The following is a 19,323-nucleotide window of genomic DNA, read 5'->3' as shown; positions in this document are numbered from 1 at the left end:
AGACCCTAAAAGGATCTGCCTTAAATGTTTGTACAGCTATAAACTGCTTGTAATTTGGATTACTTCAGGTTTACTCGCTGGGTCTGGTTGCCTACGCGTACCATGAAGCTTCCGCTGCGATTCATGGGGATGCTTGCCAGTCCGTTCATCAGGTTGCCGGACTTCAGGACTCTGCCCATCATATCCATGACAGCGAATGTCTTGGCGCCCTGTGCGGTAATAGCAATGGATGCTCCGTTAGAATGAACCTTCAGGTTGGAGGCTGCCACTGGCTTTGTGGTAATGGCGTCTTCACCGCCAATGCGGAATGAGGTAATCTTCTTGTGTTTGCCCTCGATTTCAGCAAACAGGGTATATTCGCCATCGGAAAGATCGTTAATCTTGGATCTGTCAATCAAGGGTTTGTTAATGTTGGTCAAGTCAATGCCTCCGTAATGAACCTTGCCGACTTCAAGAACTACTGATTCGTCGCTATTGTAATTTTCTCCCTTGGTCAGGACGAATTTGATGCTCGGTGCAGATGCACAAGTTTCGGGATCCTCAATAGTGCCGTTGATCATGTTCTGGCAATCGCTCTGGGATTTTCTGTAACAGATCTGGTAGTTGGTGGTGGTGGAGGAATTCTGATCCTTACTTGCTTGAACCTGAATGGAGGACTGCTTTGCTCGCATGAAGATGTTGGTTTCGACGGTTAGATTAGACATGGTGGTACGGCGATCGCAGGTGAACATGTCCAGATTGTAGGATTCGCCAACAACCAGCTTTCCGCTTTTGCCTACAAACTTGTTCAAGTCTACAAAGCCCGGGGCTGCTAGATGGGTGCCGCCCAAGTCGATGGCCAACTTGTTGTCAATGTATACCCATATGTCGTCATCGCCAAGCACAGAGAAGGTCTGACCTTCGTTGTAAGTGAAGGTAAGGTGAGATTCTGTACAGAAGTGCTGGTTACGTTCGCCGGTCCAACGGGACGATCCGGAAAGTTTGTTTTCGCTGGAAGACAATGCTGTTTCTGTACCGTCCTTAAAGAAGATCCATTCTTCGGGTGCCTGATCAGGGCAGGACCAGCCGATTACGCACTTGGCATCGCGGTAAATGCTCTGGATAAGCGCTTCGGTCTTGTCTCCATCTCCAAATACGCCTTCGCAATCCTTGCCACCATCCCAGCCGGGACCGTTACAGACTGTCTTGATGTTTGCGTAACCGGTAGCTTCGTTGATCTTTCTCAATTCAGATCCGTAGAAAATAGGACCATCTGCAGCGCGCTTTACGCGGGCATCTGCCAAGGGTGTTGAGCCCATTGCCTTAATACTTTCGTCTGTAGATTGTTCTACCGGGAAGAATCCGCCAGGATCCTTTGCACCAGGGCTTTGGAAGAAGTCGGACTCAAAACCCCATCCATAGTTGCTTGATCTTATTAAGGGTAGAGTAGTACAGCTGGCTTCGTTTACATCCTGAGTCGCATTAAAGAGCTGGCTAAAGAGTTCTTCGCTGAAGAAACATGCTGTACCCTTCTTAGTCAACTTAGGCTTGCGCTTGAACTGATTGACGGTTTCGTCCAGGGTGTTTTCTACCAGGCCGGTTGTGATGCCTATACAAGCGTCAGTTGCCTTTAGAGCCTCGCTTGCGCTGATTCCCTGGGCTCCCTTCTGACATCCTTCCCCTGTCATTCCATAGCAGGAGAATGCGGGATGCAGTTTTGCGTCAGTATCGTAAACGACCATGGGAATGTCATATTTGCAAACGCCTTCTGCACCTTCAGGGAACTGGGTATACCAACCATCATCGCCTTCGGTGAGGAATTGTTCCTGATCAGGAACAAAGTACAAGGTGTCCACATCGTACTCTTTGAAAAAAGTTGCCAGAGGAATGAGCGTAATTGCCGAACTGTTTCCCAGTTGCCGTTAACTCCGATGACACTGTATACTTTCCGTGTTTATGACCATCCGCAGTCAAACCGCAGTCAAGTAGGGTCAGTTCAAGCGCAAATTCTCCCAAAACCGCCTAAATGTAAACTTGGGGCAACATTTGGGTAGGATTTAAACATTGTGGGTATACAGTGTCTTTTGCAAAAGTGAAAATTTGAGCACTATTTTTATTTTTTGACATAAAGTGTCAGAAGGGTTTATCTATATTGGTGCTCATGGTAGCAGTAAATAAAAACAAGAAAGAAATTGAATTCCTTTGCACGGAATGCGGTAACACCACTCCTAAATGGGCGGGCAAGTGCCCCTTCTGTGGGGCCTGGAGTAGCCTTAAGGAACATGTGGTAGAAAAGTTGGATGTGGCCGCAGGTCGCGGTGGACGAGGCCTGGGCGGTCCTGTCCATCAGGTGGTTTCCCTCAAGGATGTAGCTACCGAAGATACGAAACGGTTAAGTACTGCCAATACGGAATTCGACCGCGTGCTGGGCGGTGGCTTCGCTCCCGGAAGCCTTGTCCTCATTGGCGGCGATCCCGGTATTGGCAAATCCACTCTGGTTCTGACGACTCTTGCTACCATGAACGCCGCCGGAGTCAAGGCCCTGTATGTAAGTGGCGAAGAAAGCGCCTGCCAGGTCAAGCTTCGCAGCGAACGTCTAGATGTTGCAGGCTCGGACATGCTCCTGCTGTGCGAGACAAGTCTTGAAAAAATCATCCAGCAGGCAAACGAAATCAAACCGCAGATCTTGGTCATCGACTCCATCCAGACCGTCTATAAAGGCGACCTGAATGGAACCCCGGGCTCTGCTGCCCAACTTCGGGAATGTACTCTGGACCTGATGGTGTGGGCTAAGAATAGCGGGTGCATCACGGTTCTGATCGGCCATGTCACAAAGGACGGTCAGATTGCCGGCCCTCGCATTCTGGAACATATGGTGGATACGGTGGTCTACTTCGAAGGGGACCGCAACCATCAGTACCGCCTCCTCCGTACCATCAAGAACCGCTTTGGAGCGACAGATGAAATCGGCGTCTTCGAGATGACGAGCCACGGGCTTGCCTCGGTTCCCAACCCCAGCAAGGTATTCCTGCAGGAGGGCGTACCGCCTACACCGGGCAGTGTGGTCTGCTGCACGCTGGAAGGTTCCCGCGCACTCCTGTTCGAGACGCAGGCTCTTGTCAATCAATCTACCTTCGCGGTACCCCAGCGGGTGGCCGCCGGTATCGATGCCAAACGCCTCACCATCATTCTTGCCCTGCTGGAAAAGTTTGGGGGCATTACCATCGGGGCTTCCGATGTATTTGCAAGCATCGCTGGCGGCATGAAGGTAAACGATACGTCCTCGGACTTGGCTCTGGCCTTGGCCATCGCCAGCAACCATCTGGGTATTCCACTTTCCCGTCAGACTATCGCCATCGGGGAACTGGGCCTCTCCGGAGAAATCCGTAGTGTAAGCCTCTTGGACCAGCGCCTTAAGGAAGCTCGTCGCCTGGGGATGACCGAGGCCATCGTTCCCGCTGGCGGAAACATTCCGGCAGACTCCAAAAGCTCCTTGAAGGTGACTCGAGTCAAAACCCTGGGGGAGGCCATCTCCTGGCTGATGGATAAGCAATAAGCCCCTAAAAGAAATCGAAATAGCAAAAAAAGGAAAAAAAGAAAAGGCACTCTCTCGAGTGCCTTTTCTCATAATCCGTTAAAAGGGAAGAATTAATCTTCGTCGTCGTCGGCTTTCTTACGCTTCTTCTTCTTCTTCGGCATTGCGTCGTCGGCTACCTTGCCCTTGCCAGAGCCGGAAACCTTAATGTCTGCAGCCTTTTCACCGCGCTTGGTGAAACCGTACTGACGAGGATCGAAGCCGGAGGGGAAGACGGTCTTGTTATCGTAAATCACCTTCTTAGCGGTGAACTTTTCGATCTTTGCACCTTCCAGATTTGCACCGGAGAAGTCAACGTCGTTCATCTTGGTGTCGGCGTCAATCTTGATACCCTGCATGTTGGCATTGGTGAAGTTCACCATTTCCAGCTTAGCACCTGCGAAGCTTACGCCACCCATCTGGGCGAGAATGAAGTCGGAACGTTCGATGGTGGAGTTTGCGAAGTTTGCCTTGGTCAGGTCAGACTTATCGAAGATGTTCTTACGGACGAATGCACCGTCAAACACTGCCTTCATCAGTTCTGCACCCTGGAATTCGTTCTTTTCCACTGTTGCATCGTAGAAAGAAGCCTTGTTCAGCTTGCTCTTGGTGAATTCGCTCTTGGAAACGGAACCCTTATCGAATACCACGCCAGTCAGGTCCTGGCCGGAGAACTTCATGTTCTTGACGGTGGACTGAGCGAACTTGGCCTTCTGGAGCTGAGTCTTGGAAAGGTCAACATCGTTAAAGGTAGTCAGAGAAAGGTCTGCTTCCTGCAGGTTCACGTTCTTGAAATCTGCACCGCCGAATTCAGCCTGGGAAAGACCTGCCTTGGCGAAGTTAACGTCGATCAGGTCAACACCCTTGAACTTTGCTGCAATGAGGTTACATGCGGTAAAGTCGGTCTTCACCAAAGTTGCCTTACGGAGGTCTGCACCTGCCATCAAGGAACGGGAGAAGTTAGTGTTGGTGAGGTTTGCCTTAGTGAAATCTGCACCGGTAAGGTCAACGTCCATAACGGAAGCCATGGAGAGGTCAGCCTTGCTAAAGTCGGTATTTTCGTCCACCTTCATAGCGTCCAGACGAGCATTCTTCATGTTGGTCTTGGGGAACTGGCTACCAAGGAGGGTGGCGCGGTAAAGGTTTGCGCCTTCCAGGTTTGCACCTTCAAAGGAAGAGTTACGAATATCTGCACCGCTAATGACGACCTTCTGGAGGTTTGCGTCTTCGAAGTTTGCACTGGTAATCACAGCGTTCTGGAAGGATACTTCCGGAAGGTTTGCCTTTGCGAACTTGGGGCTTTCACCAGTTGCACGACGGAAGTCGGTGGTGTTCTTCACAGCCTTGGACTTGGAGAAGTCAAAACCGTCGATTTTCTTGTTACTAAAAGAAACATTCAGGTCCTTGCCTGCCCAATCGGTCTGGGCGAAGGCATTCAGTGCCAGGGCGCTGACCAGGCAGAGGCCAAACTTAGATACTCTCTTCATATTCATATACAATTTTCCCTTTAAGGATAAAACCAAATAACGGATAGCCCTAAAATAACTAAAAAATTTGTAAAACTGCAACAGATTTAAAAAAAGTCTTTAAATAAAAGCTAACTTGTAGGTCGAAATGAGTTTTTTTGCGTCAAATCAGTACGATGTAGTGGTTTGTGGGGCCGGTCCTGCCGGTCTTATGGCTGCCTGTACCCTGGGAAGATTGACCAGCGGTGCTAGACGGATTTTGTTCTTAGACAGAAAAGAACCCTGGAAAGAGCCTATTTTCTGTGCAGAAGCCGTGTCTACTCGTCGCCTAAGCGCACTTTGGCCGGTGGATTCCTCCTTTGTTCGTGGAAATCTCTCCGGTATCTACTTTACATCCCCCAAGCGTTACCGCGCCGAATTCTACAGCAAAAATTGCGGTTTGCAGCTGAATCGCTCTATTCTGCACAAGAACATTGCTGACGAATGTGTCAAGGCCGGTGTGGAATGTCATTTTGACACGGCTGTCCAGAAGATTGAACGTGTTGGGGATAGCTGGGACCTGGTGGTCTCTAGGCAGGGCGTGGAAGAAAAAATCCACTCCACTATTATAATAGACACTACGGGCCCGGGTGCTAAGCTTACCCGCAACATTTCCTGCCTGGAAGGGATGGAAGATGGTGCTACGGACCTGGAACCTGCCATTTTTGCAGTGGCAGAGGGCATTCCCCATAGCCGTGAACATATCGAATTGTTCTTCGGTAGCGAATTCAAGGATGGCTATGGCTGGATTTTCCCCCGTGATGGCAAGGAAGTGAATATTGGTCTCGTCCTTGGAAAGAACGTTAAAAACGATATTTCCCTGCGTCAGAGATTGCTGGACTTTATCGCTAAGGATTATCCGGGTGCTACGGTAAAGGGAATTTATGGTGGTAAGATCGCCTGTGGTCAGTCCAACAAGCCTATTGCCAAGTGCGGTCTTTTTAAGGCCGGCGATTCCGCCAGCTGCGTAAATCCCATTAGCCGTTCCGGCATTACGGAATCTCTGCTTTGCGGCAAGATTGTTGCCGAGGCTGCCTTTGAATGGCTGAATGATTCCGGTGCAAATCGTTCTGCGATCGAAGAGAACGCCACCAAGCGCTGGATGAAGGAAATGGGGAATTCCCATATGCAGATTGCCCGCGGTAAGGATGGCTTCAACCAGATTACCGACGATCAGTTTGATAAGGCGGCGCTCCGTCTTTCCAAGCTGCCCCGCGAGAAGCAGACTATTTTCCGTATTTTCTTTAACGTTCTGTGGGCAAGCCCCGCGCTAGTCTGGAAGATGCGTTCTTTCCTGCATTGGTAGTAAGAAGGTTGATTGATCATGTCCGAAGTCATTGAAAAACGTCTCGAAGAAGTCCGCGCCAAGTTCGCGACTTTCACTGCCCCTGGTGCAGATCCCGATGACAAGTGGAATTATATCATTGGTCTGGCAAAGGCTCACAAGGGTATGGACGAATCTCTGAAGAATGAAAAGTTCATCGTGGTAGGCTGTGCCGCCACCATGTACCTTGTTCCTCAGTTTACGGGTAGCGCCATCCATTTCGAGATGGATGTAGAAGGCGGTACCACCAACCCGCTGATCAGCCGCGGTCTAGGCGCTCTCGCTCTGAGCATCTACAACGATATGGCTCCCGCCGATATCCTTGCGGTGGACCCGAAGTTTTTCCAGGACATTGGCCTGAACGTTGGGCTTTCTCCCACACGTTCCAATGGCTTTGCCAGCCTCCTGAAGCAGATTTATTTGTACGCACGCGTCTATGACGCAATTTCTAAAAAGTAAGGTGAAAAATGGCTTTTAGTTTCTTGAACGGAAAGAGTCCTTTTGACGAAGCAGAAGAACGCCTGGAAGCAGGCGAAACCATTAACGGCAAGCCCAAGATGCCCAAGGCACCCGTCATGGGTTGGTCCGATGGCGTCTTCCTGATTGTGATTATCGCTGCTGTGGTTGGCGGTTATCAGTATTATAAGTATGCCAAGAATAAGACTGCCGAAGTCTATGCCCAGTGCCAGGCTCTTTACGAAGCTTGTGCTACCGATGCTTCCAAGTACATTGAAATGGAAGAATGCTACAAGGGAACCATGGACCTGAGCTTCACCAGCGACTCCCTGGAAATTCTGGGTCAGAACCGCTTGGTGGAAGTGGACTCCATGCGCTTTATCCAGCAGGGTTTCCTTACAGACGCCAAGTCCTTCCTGAAGGATGGCGATACCACTTCTGCAGTGAAGGCTCTCAAGGAATACAAGGGTGCCATGCTGCTGAATGGCGTTGGCGAAAAGGCTGAATGGGAAAAGATTGAATCCCTCGGCAAGTAATTTCCGCTAGTGTTTGATACGAAAAGTCCTCGGCTTTGCCGAGGACTTTTCCGTTAAGGGAGTTAAATCTTTTCCAGCGTGATTTCTCGTTCGGTCTCGTTCAAGATCTCGATGCGGATGATGTGGGTTAGACCGGGATCGTTACCTTCCAGACGTTCCGGCCATTCAATCAGGCTGATTCCCTGAGAAAGATAATCCGGGTCCAGGCCAACTTCGTAAAGATCTGCTCCACCTTCTAGACGGTAAAGGTCAAAGTGGAAAATAGGCGGGTTGTTAGGATACTCGTGAAGGATGGTGTAGGTGGGGGAGCAGACGGATCCTTCGAATCCCAGGCCCTTGCAGACCCCACGGCTAATCACCGTCTTTCCCGCCCCAAGGTTTCCGAACATGGCCACCTTGTCTCCCGGCTGTAGACTCTTCCCGAACTCCACCGCCCAGCTGTAAGTATCTTCTTCCGATGTAAATTTCATTGTTACAGCTTGTCTTTGAATTGTTGGTAGGTGAACTTGTGCAACAAATGGAACTTGCCCTGTTCGTCGAACTTACCAATGCTGGGGTGACGTACTCCGTTGAAGAATGTGGTTTTCACCATGGTGTAGTGAATCATATCTTCAAAGATGATCTTTTCCCCGACTTCAAGAGGATGGTCAAAGGAGAAGTCTCCCAGCTGGTCACCTGCCAAACAAGAATTTCCTGTTAGTTTGTATGTAAACTTCTTTTCTCCGGGCATACCTGCGCCTGTAATGGCGGGGCGGTAGGGCATTTCCAGGCAGTCCGGCATATGGTCGCTGATGGACACGTTCAGAACTGCGATGTCCATTTCGTTGTGAACGATGTCACCGACGGAGGCTACCAGTTCGCCCGTCTGCCAACCCACGGCTTCACCCGGTTCCATAATTACGGTCAGGTGAGGATAGCGACCCATGAAGTCCTTCAGGATTCGAACCAACTCATCACGGTGGTAATCCTTACGGGTAATATGGTGGCCACCGCCGAAGTTCACCCACTTCATCTGGGGGAGGTACTTGCCGAAGTGCTGCTCGAATGCCTTCAGGACCCCTTCCAGGGCGTCGGCATCCTGTTCGCACAGGGCGTGGAAGTGCAGACCATCAATTCCATCCAGGAGTTCAGGTTTGAATTCTGCTTCGGTCACACCTAGACGGCTGAACTTGCCACAGGGGTTGTAAAGATCCGTGTCTACGGTGGAGAACTGGGGGTTGACGCGGATGCCTGCGCTTACACCAGCCTTCAAGGTCTTGTCTTTAAAACGCTGCCACTGGCTGAAGCTGTTGAAGCTAATGTGGCCGGCGTAGCTTAAAATTTCGTCAATTTCATCGTCTTCGTATACCGGTGCGAAAACGTGAACTTCCTTTCCCATTTCTTCCTTGGCCAGTCTGGCTTCGTTCAGGGAACTTGCGGTTGCTCCTGCCAAATATTGGCCCACCAGGGGGAAGGATCTCCAGAAACTGTAACCCTTCAGGGCACAGATAATCTTAACGCCAGTTTTCTTCTGAATTTCGTCCAAAGTCTCCATATTTTTACGAAGACGGGTTTCATCCAGGACATAACAGGGGGAAGGAACTTGAGAATAGTCTAACATATGCCCAAAGATAGCCTTTTTTTACCATTTTTCTTCTACTTTTTTACTTTCCATTAACTAGATTTAGAGTGATGAGTTTCTCTTCTTATAAGCATATTGTTTTGACAGCTTTGTCTTTAGCGTTCTTCCAGGTGGCTATGGCCCAGCCGGCTAACCAGGGAGTGCAAGTTAATTCTCAGGTCGTCGCTACCCCTCGTGGTGCAACCGCAACCCTCGATGAAATGATTCAGGCAAAGCTTGACTCCATTAATCGTGTCACCACCGCGGTAGGTACCCGCAATTCCGACAGTCTTGCCCAGGCTAAGGCTGACAGCATTCGTAAGCTGATCCAGGAAGGCAAGTACGTCCAGCGTGCCAAGTACGACAAGAAGAACTTCGACCACTGGAACGTGGATACCACTCTCCAGAAGGCCATGAAGGAAAAGATGGTCGGTGTGTGGCGCACTCCTATCATCGCTCACGGCCATGCCTTCCGCGATGCAGAGCTCCGCTTCACTCCCAATGACACCCTGGTTGGTGTGACCCGCACTTATTCCGACTCCGGTCGCTACCAGATGACTGGCGAATACACCTTCAAGGCTCGTTATCGCTTCGATTCCGACCAGTCCCTGGTCAGTCGCGAAGTTTTCACCGACCGTAAGGTGGTCCGCTGGGACTTCATCTCCTTCGACCTGGCTGGTGACTCTCTGGTCTACAACTTGAACAAGTTGGAATTCCGCGACCTGAACGATAACTGGCTCAATGCCCTTCAGGGTTTCGACAACATTCCTCCCGAAGTTTATCGCCACGACGCGAAGGCTTCCGAAGAAATGAAGAAGTCCTACGAAGCTTGGGAAAAGAGAAAGAAGAAGTAAGGCTCAATTCTCCTTATGAATTTAAGAACCGGAGTAGGCTTCCTGATATTAGCCGCGCTCGCGGTTCTTTTTTCGTATCTGACCTTGACCTCCGGTTCGGTTGAGATTTCCTGGTCAAATCTATTTTCAAGTGACAGCTCCAGCATGGCTAGTCGGATCTTCTGGGAGATTCGCTTCCCCCGACTGGTGGCGGCTGTCCTCTCTGGAATCAGTCTTGCGGTGGCTGGACTTTCCCTCCAGACATTGTTCCGCAATCCCCTTGCGGGCCCCTTCGTTCTGGGGATTAGTAGCGGTGCCAGCCTTGGGGTGGCACTGTCCCTTCTGGCTGGATTCAGCTTTGGTCATTTTGGTGTTCTGAGTTCTGCTGCGGTAGGCGCCTTTGGGGTAACCGCCATCGTGATGGCCGTCTCTACCCGCTTCAATAACTCTACGGTACTTCTTGTGGTGGGACTTCTGGTGGGCTACTTCATCGATGCCATCGTGAGCCTTTTGATTGTCCATAGCGATGCGGAATCCTTACGCGTTTATGTGAGCTGGGGCATGGGTAGCTTCGGTCGCTTGACTTGCGATAGCGTGGGGGCTTTTGGCGCTGTGACGGTGGTTGGCCTTTTGCTGGTGGCGTGCTCCATGCGTTATTTAAACGCGGTTCGCCTGGGTGATGATTTTGCCCGCGGTCTTGGAGTGAATGTGAAGCTGGGTAGAATCCTTATCCTGCTGGGGACGTCCATCCTGGCGGCGTCCTCCACGGCCTTCTGCGGACCTGTGGCCTTTGTGGGAATTGCGGTTCCTCACCTGGCCTATATGCTGTTCAGGACCAGTAACCATCGAGTGCTGTTGCCTGGTTCTGCCTTGTGCGGTGCAGTACTTTGCCTTGCGGCTTCCTTATTCCAGACATTGCCCTTGAATGCGGTATTGAGTCTGGTGGGCGTGCCTGTGGTGCTGTGGGTGATTATTCGCGGCGGGAGGGTGCGCTAATGACGGCTCTGTTGAAGTGCGAACATTTGCAGTTCGGTTATGAAAAGTCCGCCTTTGCGGATTCTATGGATTTTGAATTGCAGTCGGGTGAAGTTGTTGCCTTGATGGGGGAGAACGGTTGCGGTAAAAGCACTCTGCTGAAAACTATGGTGGGGCAGATTCCTGCTTTGGATGGATCCGTTTCCTTGTTGCAAAATGATTCTCGGGAAGAATTAGTTTGTCTGAAAAATATGGACGCCCGGGAACTGGCGAAGCGTATTGCTCTTGTTCGTATGAGTGGCATTACTCCTGACCGCATGACAGTTCGTGAATTTGTGAGCCTGGGCCGCTCTCCTTATGCAGGGCTTTTTGACGGACGTTCCCGAGAAGATGAAAAAGCAATTGACGATGCCATCAGCTTGTTGGAACTGAAAGACTTTGAAAACCGTATGGTGGCAAGTCTCAGTGACGGTGAACGGAGCCGTGTGTTCCTGGCGGAAGCGGTGGCCCAGCAGGTAAAGATCTTGTTGCTGGATGAACCCAATGCATTTTTGGATATTCCTCGCAGTCATAAGCTGTTTAAGCTCCTGAGAATGCTTGCGGCAGAAAGGGGCATGGGCATTGTGGTTTCTACACATTCCGTGGAGTATGCGGAACGGTACTGCGATCGCATTATGGTCATTTGCGATGGAAACGTTGGCGTTGAAAAAGCCTGCGATGCCCGTGAAAAAGGTTTGCTGGACTGGACCGAATGAGAAAGATACTTGTATTCCTAATCGCCTTTTTATTACTGGCTCTTGCATCCTGCGCTTCATCCAAAAATGAAAGTGTATCCGAAACAAAGGCTGTTTCTGAACCCGCCGCAAATCAAGCTTCAGTGATGATTGATTCTTCAAATGGAAATCGTCATTTCCTCTGGAGAGTTTCCGATGACAATTCTTATGTGTGGCTGCTGGGAAGTATCCATTTTGCAGATTCCTCTTTTTATCCGCTGGATTCTGTCGTTGAGAATGCGTTTGTCTGGGCGGAAGAGCTGGGCGTAGAAATTGACGTCAGCGATGATTCTGTCTCGGCTGAAATTGGAAAGCTATCTATGGAGCAGGGCGTGCTTCCTAAGGGAGAAACCTTGAATCAGGTGTTGCCCCGACAGCTTTGGAATTCTCTGGATAGTCTTTGCTCCGCCTGGAATTATCCTGTGTCCATGTTGATGCATCTGCGCCCCTGGTTTGCTGCCATGATGATTAGTTCTGTCGCGATTATGCGCACGGGTATTAATCCAGAATATGGTATCGATAACGTTCTGATGGGCCGTGCGGTGGAAGAGGGAAAAGTCATTGTTGGGTTGGAAACGGTGGAAGAGCAAGTGGACGCCCTGTCCGGTTCCGAGAATTCGGACTCCGCCGGAATTTACTACCTGAAGAATACCCTTCGTGAAATTTCCAGCCTAGATTCCATGATCGCAGGAATTATGACTTCCTGGAAAACAGGGAATGATTCCTTGATGCAAATCCTTCTGGATGTGGAAACGGGTGAATGTCGCCCGGAGGATGATTGCGAAAGCGACGCCAAGTTGAAGAATGAAATCGAGACCCGTCTCTATGATAATCGGAATGCCAAGATGGCTGAGAATGTGGCTGAATTCCTGGCGGATGACCGAAAGGTTTTTGTGGTGGTGGGAACGGCTCACCTGGCTCTTGAAAGAAACAACGTTATCGACCTTCTCTTAAAGATGGGCTACAAGGTTGAACGTTTCTAATTGTTTTTAGGAAAGATCCTTCACGTCCATTTCCAGGCGGCGAAGCCTGTTGTAGAGGGCGGTGCGGATGAGACCCAACTGCTTTGCCGTGGTGCTTACGGAACCGCCGTTCTGGACGATTCGCTTTTTCAGGAAGACGCGTTCCTGTTCCAGCTGGGCTTCCCGAAATTCATCGTAGGTCATTGCAATTGAGTTGGCCGGAAGCGCAGTGATGCTATCTGCAGTCATTGAAATTCCAGAGGAATTTTCGGTGTCGAAGAATAAGTCTTCCGGCTGAATGACGGGATTGCTTGTAAAACAGAGTGTGCGCTGGATAAGATTTTCCAATTCGCGAATGTTTCCGGGCCAGTTGTGCTGTTGTAATTTCTGGAGCGCTTCTGCAGAAAGAATGCGTGTGTCGCCTGGGTTTTGATATTGACCAATAAAATAGTTGACCAGATCGGCAATGTCCTCAGGGCGCTTTCTCAAGGGGGAAACGGAAAGTGGAATAACGTTCAGACGGTAGTAAAGGTCTTCGCGGAAATTCTTTTCGGCCACCTCTTGCTTTAAGTTTCGGTTGGTTGCCGCAATAATACGCACGTTAATATGCTTCGTCTTGTTGGCGCCTACAGGACGAATTTCCCGATTCTGCAAAACGCGGAGGAGTTTCACCTGAGTGTGGAGCGGCATATCACCGATTTCGTCCAGGAAGATGGCGCCTCCGTCGGCTTCCTCAAAAAGTCCGATACGGTCTGTCTGTGCGCCGGTAAAGGCTCCACGAACGTGTCCGAACAATTCGCTTTCAAAAAGATTTTCGGGAATGGCGCTGCAGTTCACCGTAATGAACTTGTCGTACATGCAGGCAACAGCTCTTGCAATGAGTTCCTTACCGACGCCGGTTTCTCCCTGAATGAGAACGGGGCTGGTGTGGATCATGGCTTTTAGAATACTTTTGCGGAGGTTTTCCATGGGAACGCTGTTTCCCACCAGGTGGGACATGCGGTCTCTAAATGTTTCCCTAGCGCGCACAATGCGCTTCAGGTCCGATAGCTTGCTCATAAGATGAACGCGAAGTGACGTCACGTTCATGCAGATGTCTGTAAGGCCGTTTAGGGAAGAGCCATAGTTGGACAAATCTTCCGCATAAGCGAAAATCATGGTGTCCGGAGAATTGGCTCGAATGTAGGAGAGGCTCTTTTCGTTTTCGTTAGGAAATGAATCCAGATCCCACAGGAGAATGGAGGCAAGAGGTCGCTGATTCCTTGTGGAGGTAATCTGCGACGTTGTGGAATGAACGCTCACGTCATAATTCACGGAGGAAAGCACATCCTGGATAAAGGAGGATGTTTGCGTTTCCTGAGTGAAAAAATCGATAAGCATAGCAAAAATGAAAAATTAAGGATGGAGAATGAAAAAATATTTATAATCGCGGCGAAGCCGCCTATATTCTATTTTTCATATTTCATAATTCATCATTCATTGCAAATAAGCGTAGCTTACTTGCCCAGTTCCTTACTGCGTTCGGTGCCTGCAACTACAGCCTTGATGACGGTGCTGCGGAAAGCGCCTGCTTCCAGGGCGTCGATGCCTGCGATAGTGGTGCCTGCAGGAGAGCAGACCATTGCGCACAAGTCGCTGGGGCTCTTGCCGGACTGCTTTACCAGTTCCACGCTACCCTCGATGGTGCCGAGGGCCAGCTTCAAAGCTACATCGCGGGTAAGGCCTGCCTTAACGCCGCCGCGGGTAAGAGCTTCGATGAATTCGAATACGTAAGCCGGAGCGCTGCCGGAAAGACCGGTAACAGCGTCCATGAGGCTTTCTGCAACGCGGCAGGTAACGCCGATGTTGCCAAAGATCTTTTCTGCAGTTGCCAAAGTTTCTTCGGTTACACCGTCAGTTGCGAGACCTACGGAACCCTTGCCCACAGTGAGGGGGAGGTTGGGCATGACGCGGAGAACCTGGTTCTTGGTGCCCAAAACGTCGGTAAGAGCCTTGCGGGTTACGCCAGCCATAATGCTGATGAAAGTCTTGGAAGTCTTGATTGCCTTGACAGCGTTCTTCCATTCGGTGGCGACCAGCTTAAAGATCTGGGGCTTGACGCAAAGGAAAGTAACGTCTGCCTTCTTGACGCCTTCGGCGAAGTTCTTCACGCGAACGCAACCGAGAGCAGTTACTTCGGCAGCAGCCTTATCGCTGGGGTCAAAGAAGAAAATGGACTTGGGGTCGTTACCAGCCTGAAGAAGGCCGCGAAGAATTGCACCGCCCATGTTGCCGGTGCCAGCGAAGAAAATTTTATTAACCATAATTCGTTGTTAAAAAAATGTGAAAATTTTTTAGTTATAAATTACGAATTATGAATTACGAGACGAATAATCGCGGCTCTGCCGCCTAGCTAGTTCTAGTAATTCGTACTTTATAATTCATAATTAGGTAAAAATCAACTTCGTTGATTTTTACCTCACGCTGTCCTTTGCCTTGCGGAGGAATTCCAGCAGATCATCGTTGGTCTTGTACTGCTTCATCCACTTGATCATCTTATCCATAACGCCGTTTTCGGTATCGTTCTGCATGCCCTGACGAACGCTCCAGATAATGTCCTGTTCGCGGAGGCTGAGCAAGCGGTCTTCCTTACGGGTACCGGACTTAAAGATGTCGATAGCGGGCCAGGTGCGCTTTTCTGCCAGACGGCGGTCAAGAACCAGTTCCATGTTGCCGGTGCCCTTGAATTCTTCGAAGATCACTTCGTCCATGCGGCTACCGGTTTCAATCAAGGCGGTACCGATAATGGTGAGGGAACCGTTCTTCTGAATCACTTCACGAACGGGCTCGCCGAAAATGGTCTGAATGACCTGACCATTGGAATCCTTCTTGAAGTCCCCGAGCTTGTCTGCGATCTTACGGGCGGCGCCGAAGAACTTCTTGGGGAACTGCATGGCCATGGCGTCCACACCACCAGAAAGAATCTTGCCGGAGTGGGGAATCACCACGTTGTTGGCACGAGCAAAACGGGTAATGGAATCCAAGAGAACCACCACATCCTTCTGCTGTTCTACCAGGCGCTTGGCCTTTTCCAGAACCATGGTGGCCACACGGGCGTGATGGTCAGGAGGTTCATCGAAAGTGGATGCTACCACTTCAGCCTTCAAAGCCGGATTCTTTTCAACAAGCTTACCCACGATTTCGCGCATTTCAGTCACTTCTTCCGGGCGTTCGTCGATGAGGAGTACCATGATGATTACTTCAGGATGGTTTACGGCGATGGCGCGAGTCATGTTCTGGAGAAGAATGGTCTTACCGGTACGGGGAGGAGCGAGAATAATGGAACGCTGACCCTTACCGATGGGGCTGAACAAATCCATGACGCGGGTAGTCAATTCTTCCGAATCATGTTCCAGGCGAATCTTTTCGTTGGGGTGAATCGGAGTCAAGTATTCGAATGCTACGCGACGCTTGATCTTTTCGGGATCGTCAAAATTTACTTTGTCTACACGGCGCAGGGCGTAGAACTTGTCGCCTTCGCGGGGCGGGCGTGCAAGACCTGCAACGGTGTCACCCACCTTCAGGCCAAAACGGCGAATCAGGTTCTGGCTGACGTAAACGTCATCGGGACCCTGCTGGTAGTTAAATTCGGTATTGCGGAGGAAGCCGTGACCCTGGGGAGTGACTTCCAGAAGGCCTTCGGCGTAAACGATGTTGTTTTCGTTTTCCAGACTCTGGAGCAAGAGACCCAGGGACTGCTTGCGGTAACGGCGGAAGTCAACGTTTTCCTTCTGGCTAGCCAGTTCCTGCAAGTCGCTCATGGTCATCTTGCGGTACTTGGCCCAACAATCGCGAGCCTTGCACCAGGCTTCGGAATCCGGTTCCGGCAGCGGAGTGGGGTCTTCTTCTTCCTGCTGCTGGGGACGGTTGTTATTGTTGTTGTTGCGATTGTTCTTGTCGAACTTATTAAACTTGTTCTTCTTGTCAAACTTGTTGAAACGACCGTTCTGCTGGTTGCGATTATTTTGCTGACCATCGCCTTCGGAAGCTTCGCTGTTGTTTGCTTCGCTATTATTTGTTTCAGCATTGTTTGCGGTGGCTTCGGCGCCTTCTGCAGGGACAGCGCCTTCGGAAGGGTTCTTCTGGACCTTTTCTGCGGGCTGATTTTCTGTAACTTCTACAGCGGTTTCTGCCTTGGGGGCTTCGACAATTTCAGCGCTGGGGGCGGGGGCTTCTGCAGCATTTGCCATCACTTCTTCGGCGGCATGCTTCTTTGACTTTTTATCTTCGGCTTTCTTTTCGCCCTTGGGCTTTGCAGTGCGCTTAGCCGGCTTTGCCTGGACTTCCTGTTCTGCAGGGGCGTCGATATTTACTGCCAGTTCTGCGGGTACTTCTATTCCGGTAGATTCCTGATCGGCCAAATGAGTCGTCTTGGTTTTCTTTGTGGTCGCCACAATGGTGTCCTATATATATAGTGAGTTGATGAAACTTTTTAATATAAAAAACAGATAATTTCTCGAAAACGAGAATTTCTGGCTGTTTTGGAATGTTAATCTGATTATTAACGATTTATTTGTTAAAAGGGCAAATGAACCCTACCCTTGGGTGGTCATAAGATAGATAAAAAAAATCTATTTGTCACGAAAAGAGGCCTTTTTTTGAACTTTTTTAGAAAAAACTTATAACGGCGTTTATTTGGATCTCGTGAGGCTGTTTTTTTTGACGGGGTGTCAAAAAATGTGCACCTTGAAAAGCTATATTGGGGGCGTGAATTCTTTAGAAAGAGTATTTGTTGCTCTAGGGACAAATCTTCCCAACCGTTCCCGTCATTTGAGCGAAGGTCGCCAAATGTTGAAGAAGGTGTCTTCGGGGGAATGGCTGGAAAGCCCGATTTACGAAACTCCTCCGGTAGGTCCGGAAGGTCAGGGTCCCTATTTCAACCAGGTGGTCAGCTTCCTGTATTCTGGAACTGCTGAACAAATGCTCTTCTATCTGAAGGGTTCGGAATTTATTCTCGGTCGAAAGGATAGGGGACACTGGAACTCAAGGGAGATTGATCTGGACCTGCTTTATTTTGGCAGCCAGACCTGCGAGGGAAGGTTGATCGTTCCCCATTCCCAAATAACGAATAGGCAGTTTGTGTTGGTACCATTGAATGACATCGCTCCCAACTGGATGGACCCGAGGACGGGGCTTTCCGTGGGAAACATGCTGGCGTCCCTTCTTGAAAAAGAAGAAAAGCTGTCCTTTCGCGTGATTACCTCGGAGGAACCCTAGTATGCTGACTGAAAAAGGTGTTCATTTTTTGGCTATTGAAGGCGTCATCGGCGTCGGCAAGTCCTCCCTTGCGCAGATCATCGCAGAACGCTGGAAGGCTGTGCTTATCGAGGAAAACTTCGCCGAGAATCCCTTCCTGGAAAAGTTTTATCAGAATAAGGAAGCTTACGCCTTCCAGACCCAGCTGTTCTTCCTGCTGGATCGACATAAGCAGCTGCAGAACTCCGCCTTGCAGAGCGACCTGTTCCACGACCTGCTGGTCAGCGATTATACTTACGAAAAGGACCAGATTTTTGCAGCACAGAACCTGCAGGAAAGCGAATACGCCATGTACGAACAGGTGGCAAATACCTTGAATAAGGGTGTTCCTCATCCGGACCTGGTTGTATACCTGCAGGCTAGCGTACCTACTTTACTTGACCGAATTCACGGTCGCGGTCGTGCCATGGAAAAGTCCATCGAGGCGTCCTACCTGAAGGCCCTGATGGACCGCTACGATCATCATTTTTGGAATTATCCCTATGCGCCTGTCTTGATCATCAATACAGACCATATTGATTTTGTCCACAATGAATCTCACTTACAGCTTGTGCTGGATGCCATCGCATCTTGTCCCAAGCAGACGACTTATTTTGTTCCAGAAGGTAAATAATGCAAGTTATTAAGTCTATCGAATCCTTACGCCAAGCTCTGAAGCCGTTAGCTGCTCAGGGTAAGACGATCGGTCTTGTGCCTACCATGGGTGCTCTTCACGATGGTCACGGTGCCTTGATCAAGGCTTCTGTAAAGGAATGCGATGTCACCGTGGTCAGTGTGTTTCTGAACCCGATCCAGTTCGGTAAGAACGAAGATCTGGATAAGTATCCGAAGCGCCTGGAAGCTGACGCCAAGTTGGCTGAAAATATCGGTGCAGACTTTGTCTTTGCTCCCTCCGTCGATGAAATGTATCCCGATGGAGACCCGCTGACCATGGTCCGCGACGAAACGCTTGAGAGCATGTATTGCGGTTCCTATCGCCCGGGACATTTCCGTGGCGTTCTTACCGTTGTTTCTAAGCTGTTCCTGATTACCAAGGCTGATCATGCTTATTTTGGCGAGAAGGATTACCAGCAGGTGTTCCTAATCGAACGTATGGTGAAGGACCTGAACTTCGATATTCAGATTCACCGCGTAAAGATTGTTCGTGAAAGTTCTGGCCTTGCACTTTCTAGCCGTAACGAATACTTGACTGAAGAAGAACGTGTACGTTCTCTGGGTATTAGCGCTGGCCTGAAGTTGGCTAAGGATGCTTACGAAGTGGGTGAACGTAGTGTGGTCCGCATTCGTGATCTGGTGGTCAAGTCCATTCTCGCTAATCGCGGACAGGTCCAGTTTGTGGAAGTGGTGAATCAGAAGGATTTGCAGAAGTTCAACGGCATGCTCAAGAATGAGGATAAGGTTGTAATCCTGGTGGCAGCCTTCTTCGGGAAGACTCGCCTCATCGATAACATCGAGCTGAACTGATTCTATTGCGAAGAAAATGCAAAAGACCTCGGCAGAGCCGGGGTCTT

General features: G+C 50.0%; 18 protein-coding genes. 11 read left to right on the top strand and 7 right to left on the bottom strand.

Features of this window, described 5'->3' with window-relative positions; translation table 11 throughout:
• Positions 1-59: 59 nt before the first annotated feature.
• Positions 60-1,835 carry a fibro-slime domain-containing protein gene (locus BUB59_RS05180; RefSeq protein ID WP_073226497.1) on the bottom strand — a complete coding sequence of 592 codons (1,776 nt, stop codon included), beginning with the start codon at positions 1,833-1,835 and terminating at the stop codon, positions 60-62.
• A gap of 305 nt (positions 1,836-2,140) precedes the next feature.
• On the opposite strand from BUB59_RS05180, the gene radA reads away from it, so the two are divergent.
• Complete coding sequence (gene radA, locus BUB59_RS05175) at positions 2,141-3,535, top strand: DNA repair protein RadA (RefSeq protein ID WP_073226493.1); 1,395 nt, start codon at positions 2,141-2,143, stop codon at positions 3,533-3,535.
• Between the two features lie 92 nt (positions 3,536-3,627).
• On the opposite strand, the gene BUB59_RS05170 is transcribed toward radA, so the two are convergent.
• Entirely contained in the window at positions 3,628-5,040 is a 1,413-nt protein-coding gene (locus BUB59_RS05170) for a pentapeptide repeat-containing protein (RefSeq protein ID WP_234979951.1), read from the bottom strand.
• Between the two features lie 127 nt (positions 5,041-5,167).
• Between BUB59_RS05170 and BUB59_RS05165 the strand changes: the two genes are divergently transcribed.
• Genes BUB59_RS05165 through BUB59_RS05155 form a run of 3 tightly spaced genes read left to right on the top strand, consistent with a single transcriptional unit; the run spans position 5,168 to position 7,374 of the window.
• On the top strand, positions 5,168-6,364 hold the full coding sequence (locus BUB59_RS05165) for an NAD(P)/FAD-dependent oxidoreductase (RefSeq protein ID WP_073226490.1): 1,197 nt from the start codon (positions 5,168-5,170) through the stop codon (positions 6,362-6,364).
• 18 nt (positions 6,365-6,382) lie between these two features.
• Positions 6,383-6,841, top strand: coding sequence for a SufE family protein (locus BUB59_RS05160; protein WP_073226488.1), 459 nt, complete (start codon positions 6,383-6,385; stop codon positions 6,839-6,841).
• 8 nt (positions 6,842-6,849) lie between these two features.
• Positions 6,850-7,374: a hypothetical protein gene (locus BUB59_RS05155; protein WP_073226483.1), complete on the top strand. Its 525-nt coding sequence runs from the start codon at positions 6,850-6,852 to the stop codon at positions 7,372-7,374.
• A gap of 62 nt (positions 7,375-7,436) precedes the next feature.
• Here the strand turns inward: BUB59_RS05155 and tsaE are convergent, their stop codons facing one another.
• Both tsaE and nspC read right to left on the bottom strand, forming a co-directional pair.
• Positions 7,437-7,844: a tRNA (adenosine(37)-N6)-threonylcarbamoyltransferase complex ATPase subunit type 1 TsaE gene (tsaE, locus tag BUB59_RS05150; protein WP_073226481.1), complete on the bottom strand. Its 408-nt coding sequence runs from the start codon at positions 7,842-7,844 to the stop codon at positions 7,437-7,439.
• Positions 7,845-7,846: 2 nt separating this feature from the next.
• Positions 7,847-8,974: a carboxynorspermidine decarboxylase gene (nspC, locus tag BUB59_RS05145; protein WP_073226478.1), complete on the bottom strand. Its 1,128-nt coding sequence runs from the start codon at positions 8,972-8,974 to the stop codon at positions 7,847-7,849.
• Positions 8,975-9,045: 71 nt separating this feature from the next.
• Here nspC and BUB59_RS05140 point away from each other — a divergent pair, with 71 nt between their 5' ends.
• The 4 genes from BUB59_RS05140 to BUB59_RS05125 are packed head-to-tail and all read left to right on the top strand — an operon-like array spanning position 9,046 to position 12,538.
• Positions 9,046-9,828 (top strand): hypothetical protein, encoded by a 783-nt coding sequence (locus BUB59_RS05140; protein ID WP_073226475.1) that lies wholly within the window; start codon positions 9,046-9,048, stop codon positions 9,826-9,828.
• Between the two features lie 15 nt (positions 9,829-9,843).
• Positions 9,844-10,803 (top strand): FecCD family ABC transporter permease, encoded by a 960-nt coding sequence (locus tag BUB59_RS05135; RefSeq protein WP_073226472.1) that lies wholly within the window; start codon positions 9,844-9,846, stop codon positions 10,801-10,803.
• A complete protein-coding gene (locus BUB59_RS05130; RefSeq protein ID WP_083540178.1) occupies positions 10,803-11,537 on the top strand; it encodes an ABC transporter ATP-binding protein in 735 nt (244 codons plus the stop codon). The genes BUB59_RS05135 and BUB59_RS05130 overlap by 1 nt, the downstream gene beginning before the upstream one ends.
• On the top strand, positions 11,534-12,538 hold the full coding sequence (locus BUB59_RS05125; RefSeq protein WP_073226469.1) for a TraB/GumN family protein: 1,005 nt from the start codon (positions 11,534-11,536) through the stop codon (positions 12,536-12,538). Before BUB59_RS05130 ends, BUB59_RS05125 begins: the two co-directional genes overlap by 4 nt.
• Positions 12,539-12,544: 6 nt before the next feature.
• Here BUB59_RS05125 and BUB59_RS05120 read toward each other — a convergent pair whose 3' ends face one another.
• The 3 genes from BUB59_RS05120 to rho form a co-directional block, all read right to left on the bottom strand.
• Complete coding sequence (locus BUB59_RS05120; protein WP_073226466.1) at positions 12,545-13,897, bottom strand: sigma-54 interaction domain-containing protein; 1,353 nt, start codon at positions 13,895-13,897, stop codon at positions 12,545-12,547.
• Positions 13,898-14,013: 116 nt separating this feature from the next.
• Complete coding sequence (proC, locus tag BUB59_RS05115; RefSeq protein WP_073226463.1) at positions 14,014-14,820, bottom strand: pyrroline-5-carboxylate reductase; 807 nt, start codon at positions 14,818-14,820, stop codon at positions 14,014-14,016.
• A gap of 150 nt (positions 14,821-14,970) precedes the next feature.
• The gene (rho, locus tag BUB59_RS05110; protein ID WP_234979950.1) at positions 14,971-16,950 is read right to left on the bottom strand and encodes a transcription termination factor Rho; all 1,980 of its coding nucleotides are present in this window, start codon (positions 16,948-16,950) and stop codon (positions 14,971-14,973) included.
• A 313-nt stretch (positions 16,951-17,263) separates the two neighbouring features.
• On the opposite strand from rho, the gene folK reads away from it, so the two are divergent.
• From folK to panC, 3 genes are read left to right on the top strand one after another with little or no spacing between them, the layout of a single operon-like run.
• The gene (folK, locus tag BUB59_RS05105; protein WP_073226567.1) at positions 17,264-17,773 is read left to right on the top strand and encodes a 2-amino-4-hydroxy-6-hydroxymethyldihydropteridine diphosphokinase; all 510 of its coding nucleotides are present in this window, start codon (positions 17,264-17,266) and stop codon (positions 17,771-17,773) included.
• Position 17,774: 1 nt separating this feature from the next.
• Entirely contained in the window at positions 17,775-18,425 is a 651-nt protein-coding gene (locus BUB59_RS05100; RefSeq protein ID WP_073226460.1) for a deoxynucleoside kinase, read from the top strand.
• Complete coding sequence (panC, locus tag BUB59_RS05095; RefSeq protein ID WP_073226457.1) at positions 18,425-19,276, top strand: pantoate--beta-alanine ligase; 852 nt, start codon at positions 18,425-18,427, stop codon at positions 19,274-19,276. The genes BUB59_RS05100 and panC overlap by 1 nt, the downstream gene beginning before the upstream one ends.
• Positions 19,277-19,323 lie beyond the last annotated feature (47 nt).

It is taken from the genome of Fibrobacter sp. UWEL (assembly GCF_900142535.1).
Classification (GTDB): Bacteria; Fibrobacterota; Fibrobacteria; order Fibrobacterales; family Fibrobacteraceae; genus Fibrobacter.
This window is presented reverse-complemented; position numbering and strand designations above follow the sequence as displayed.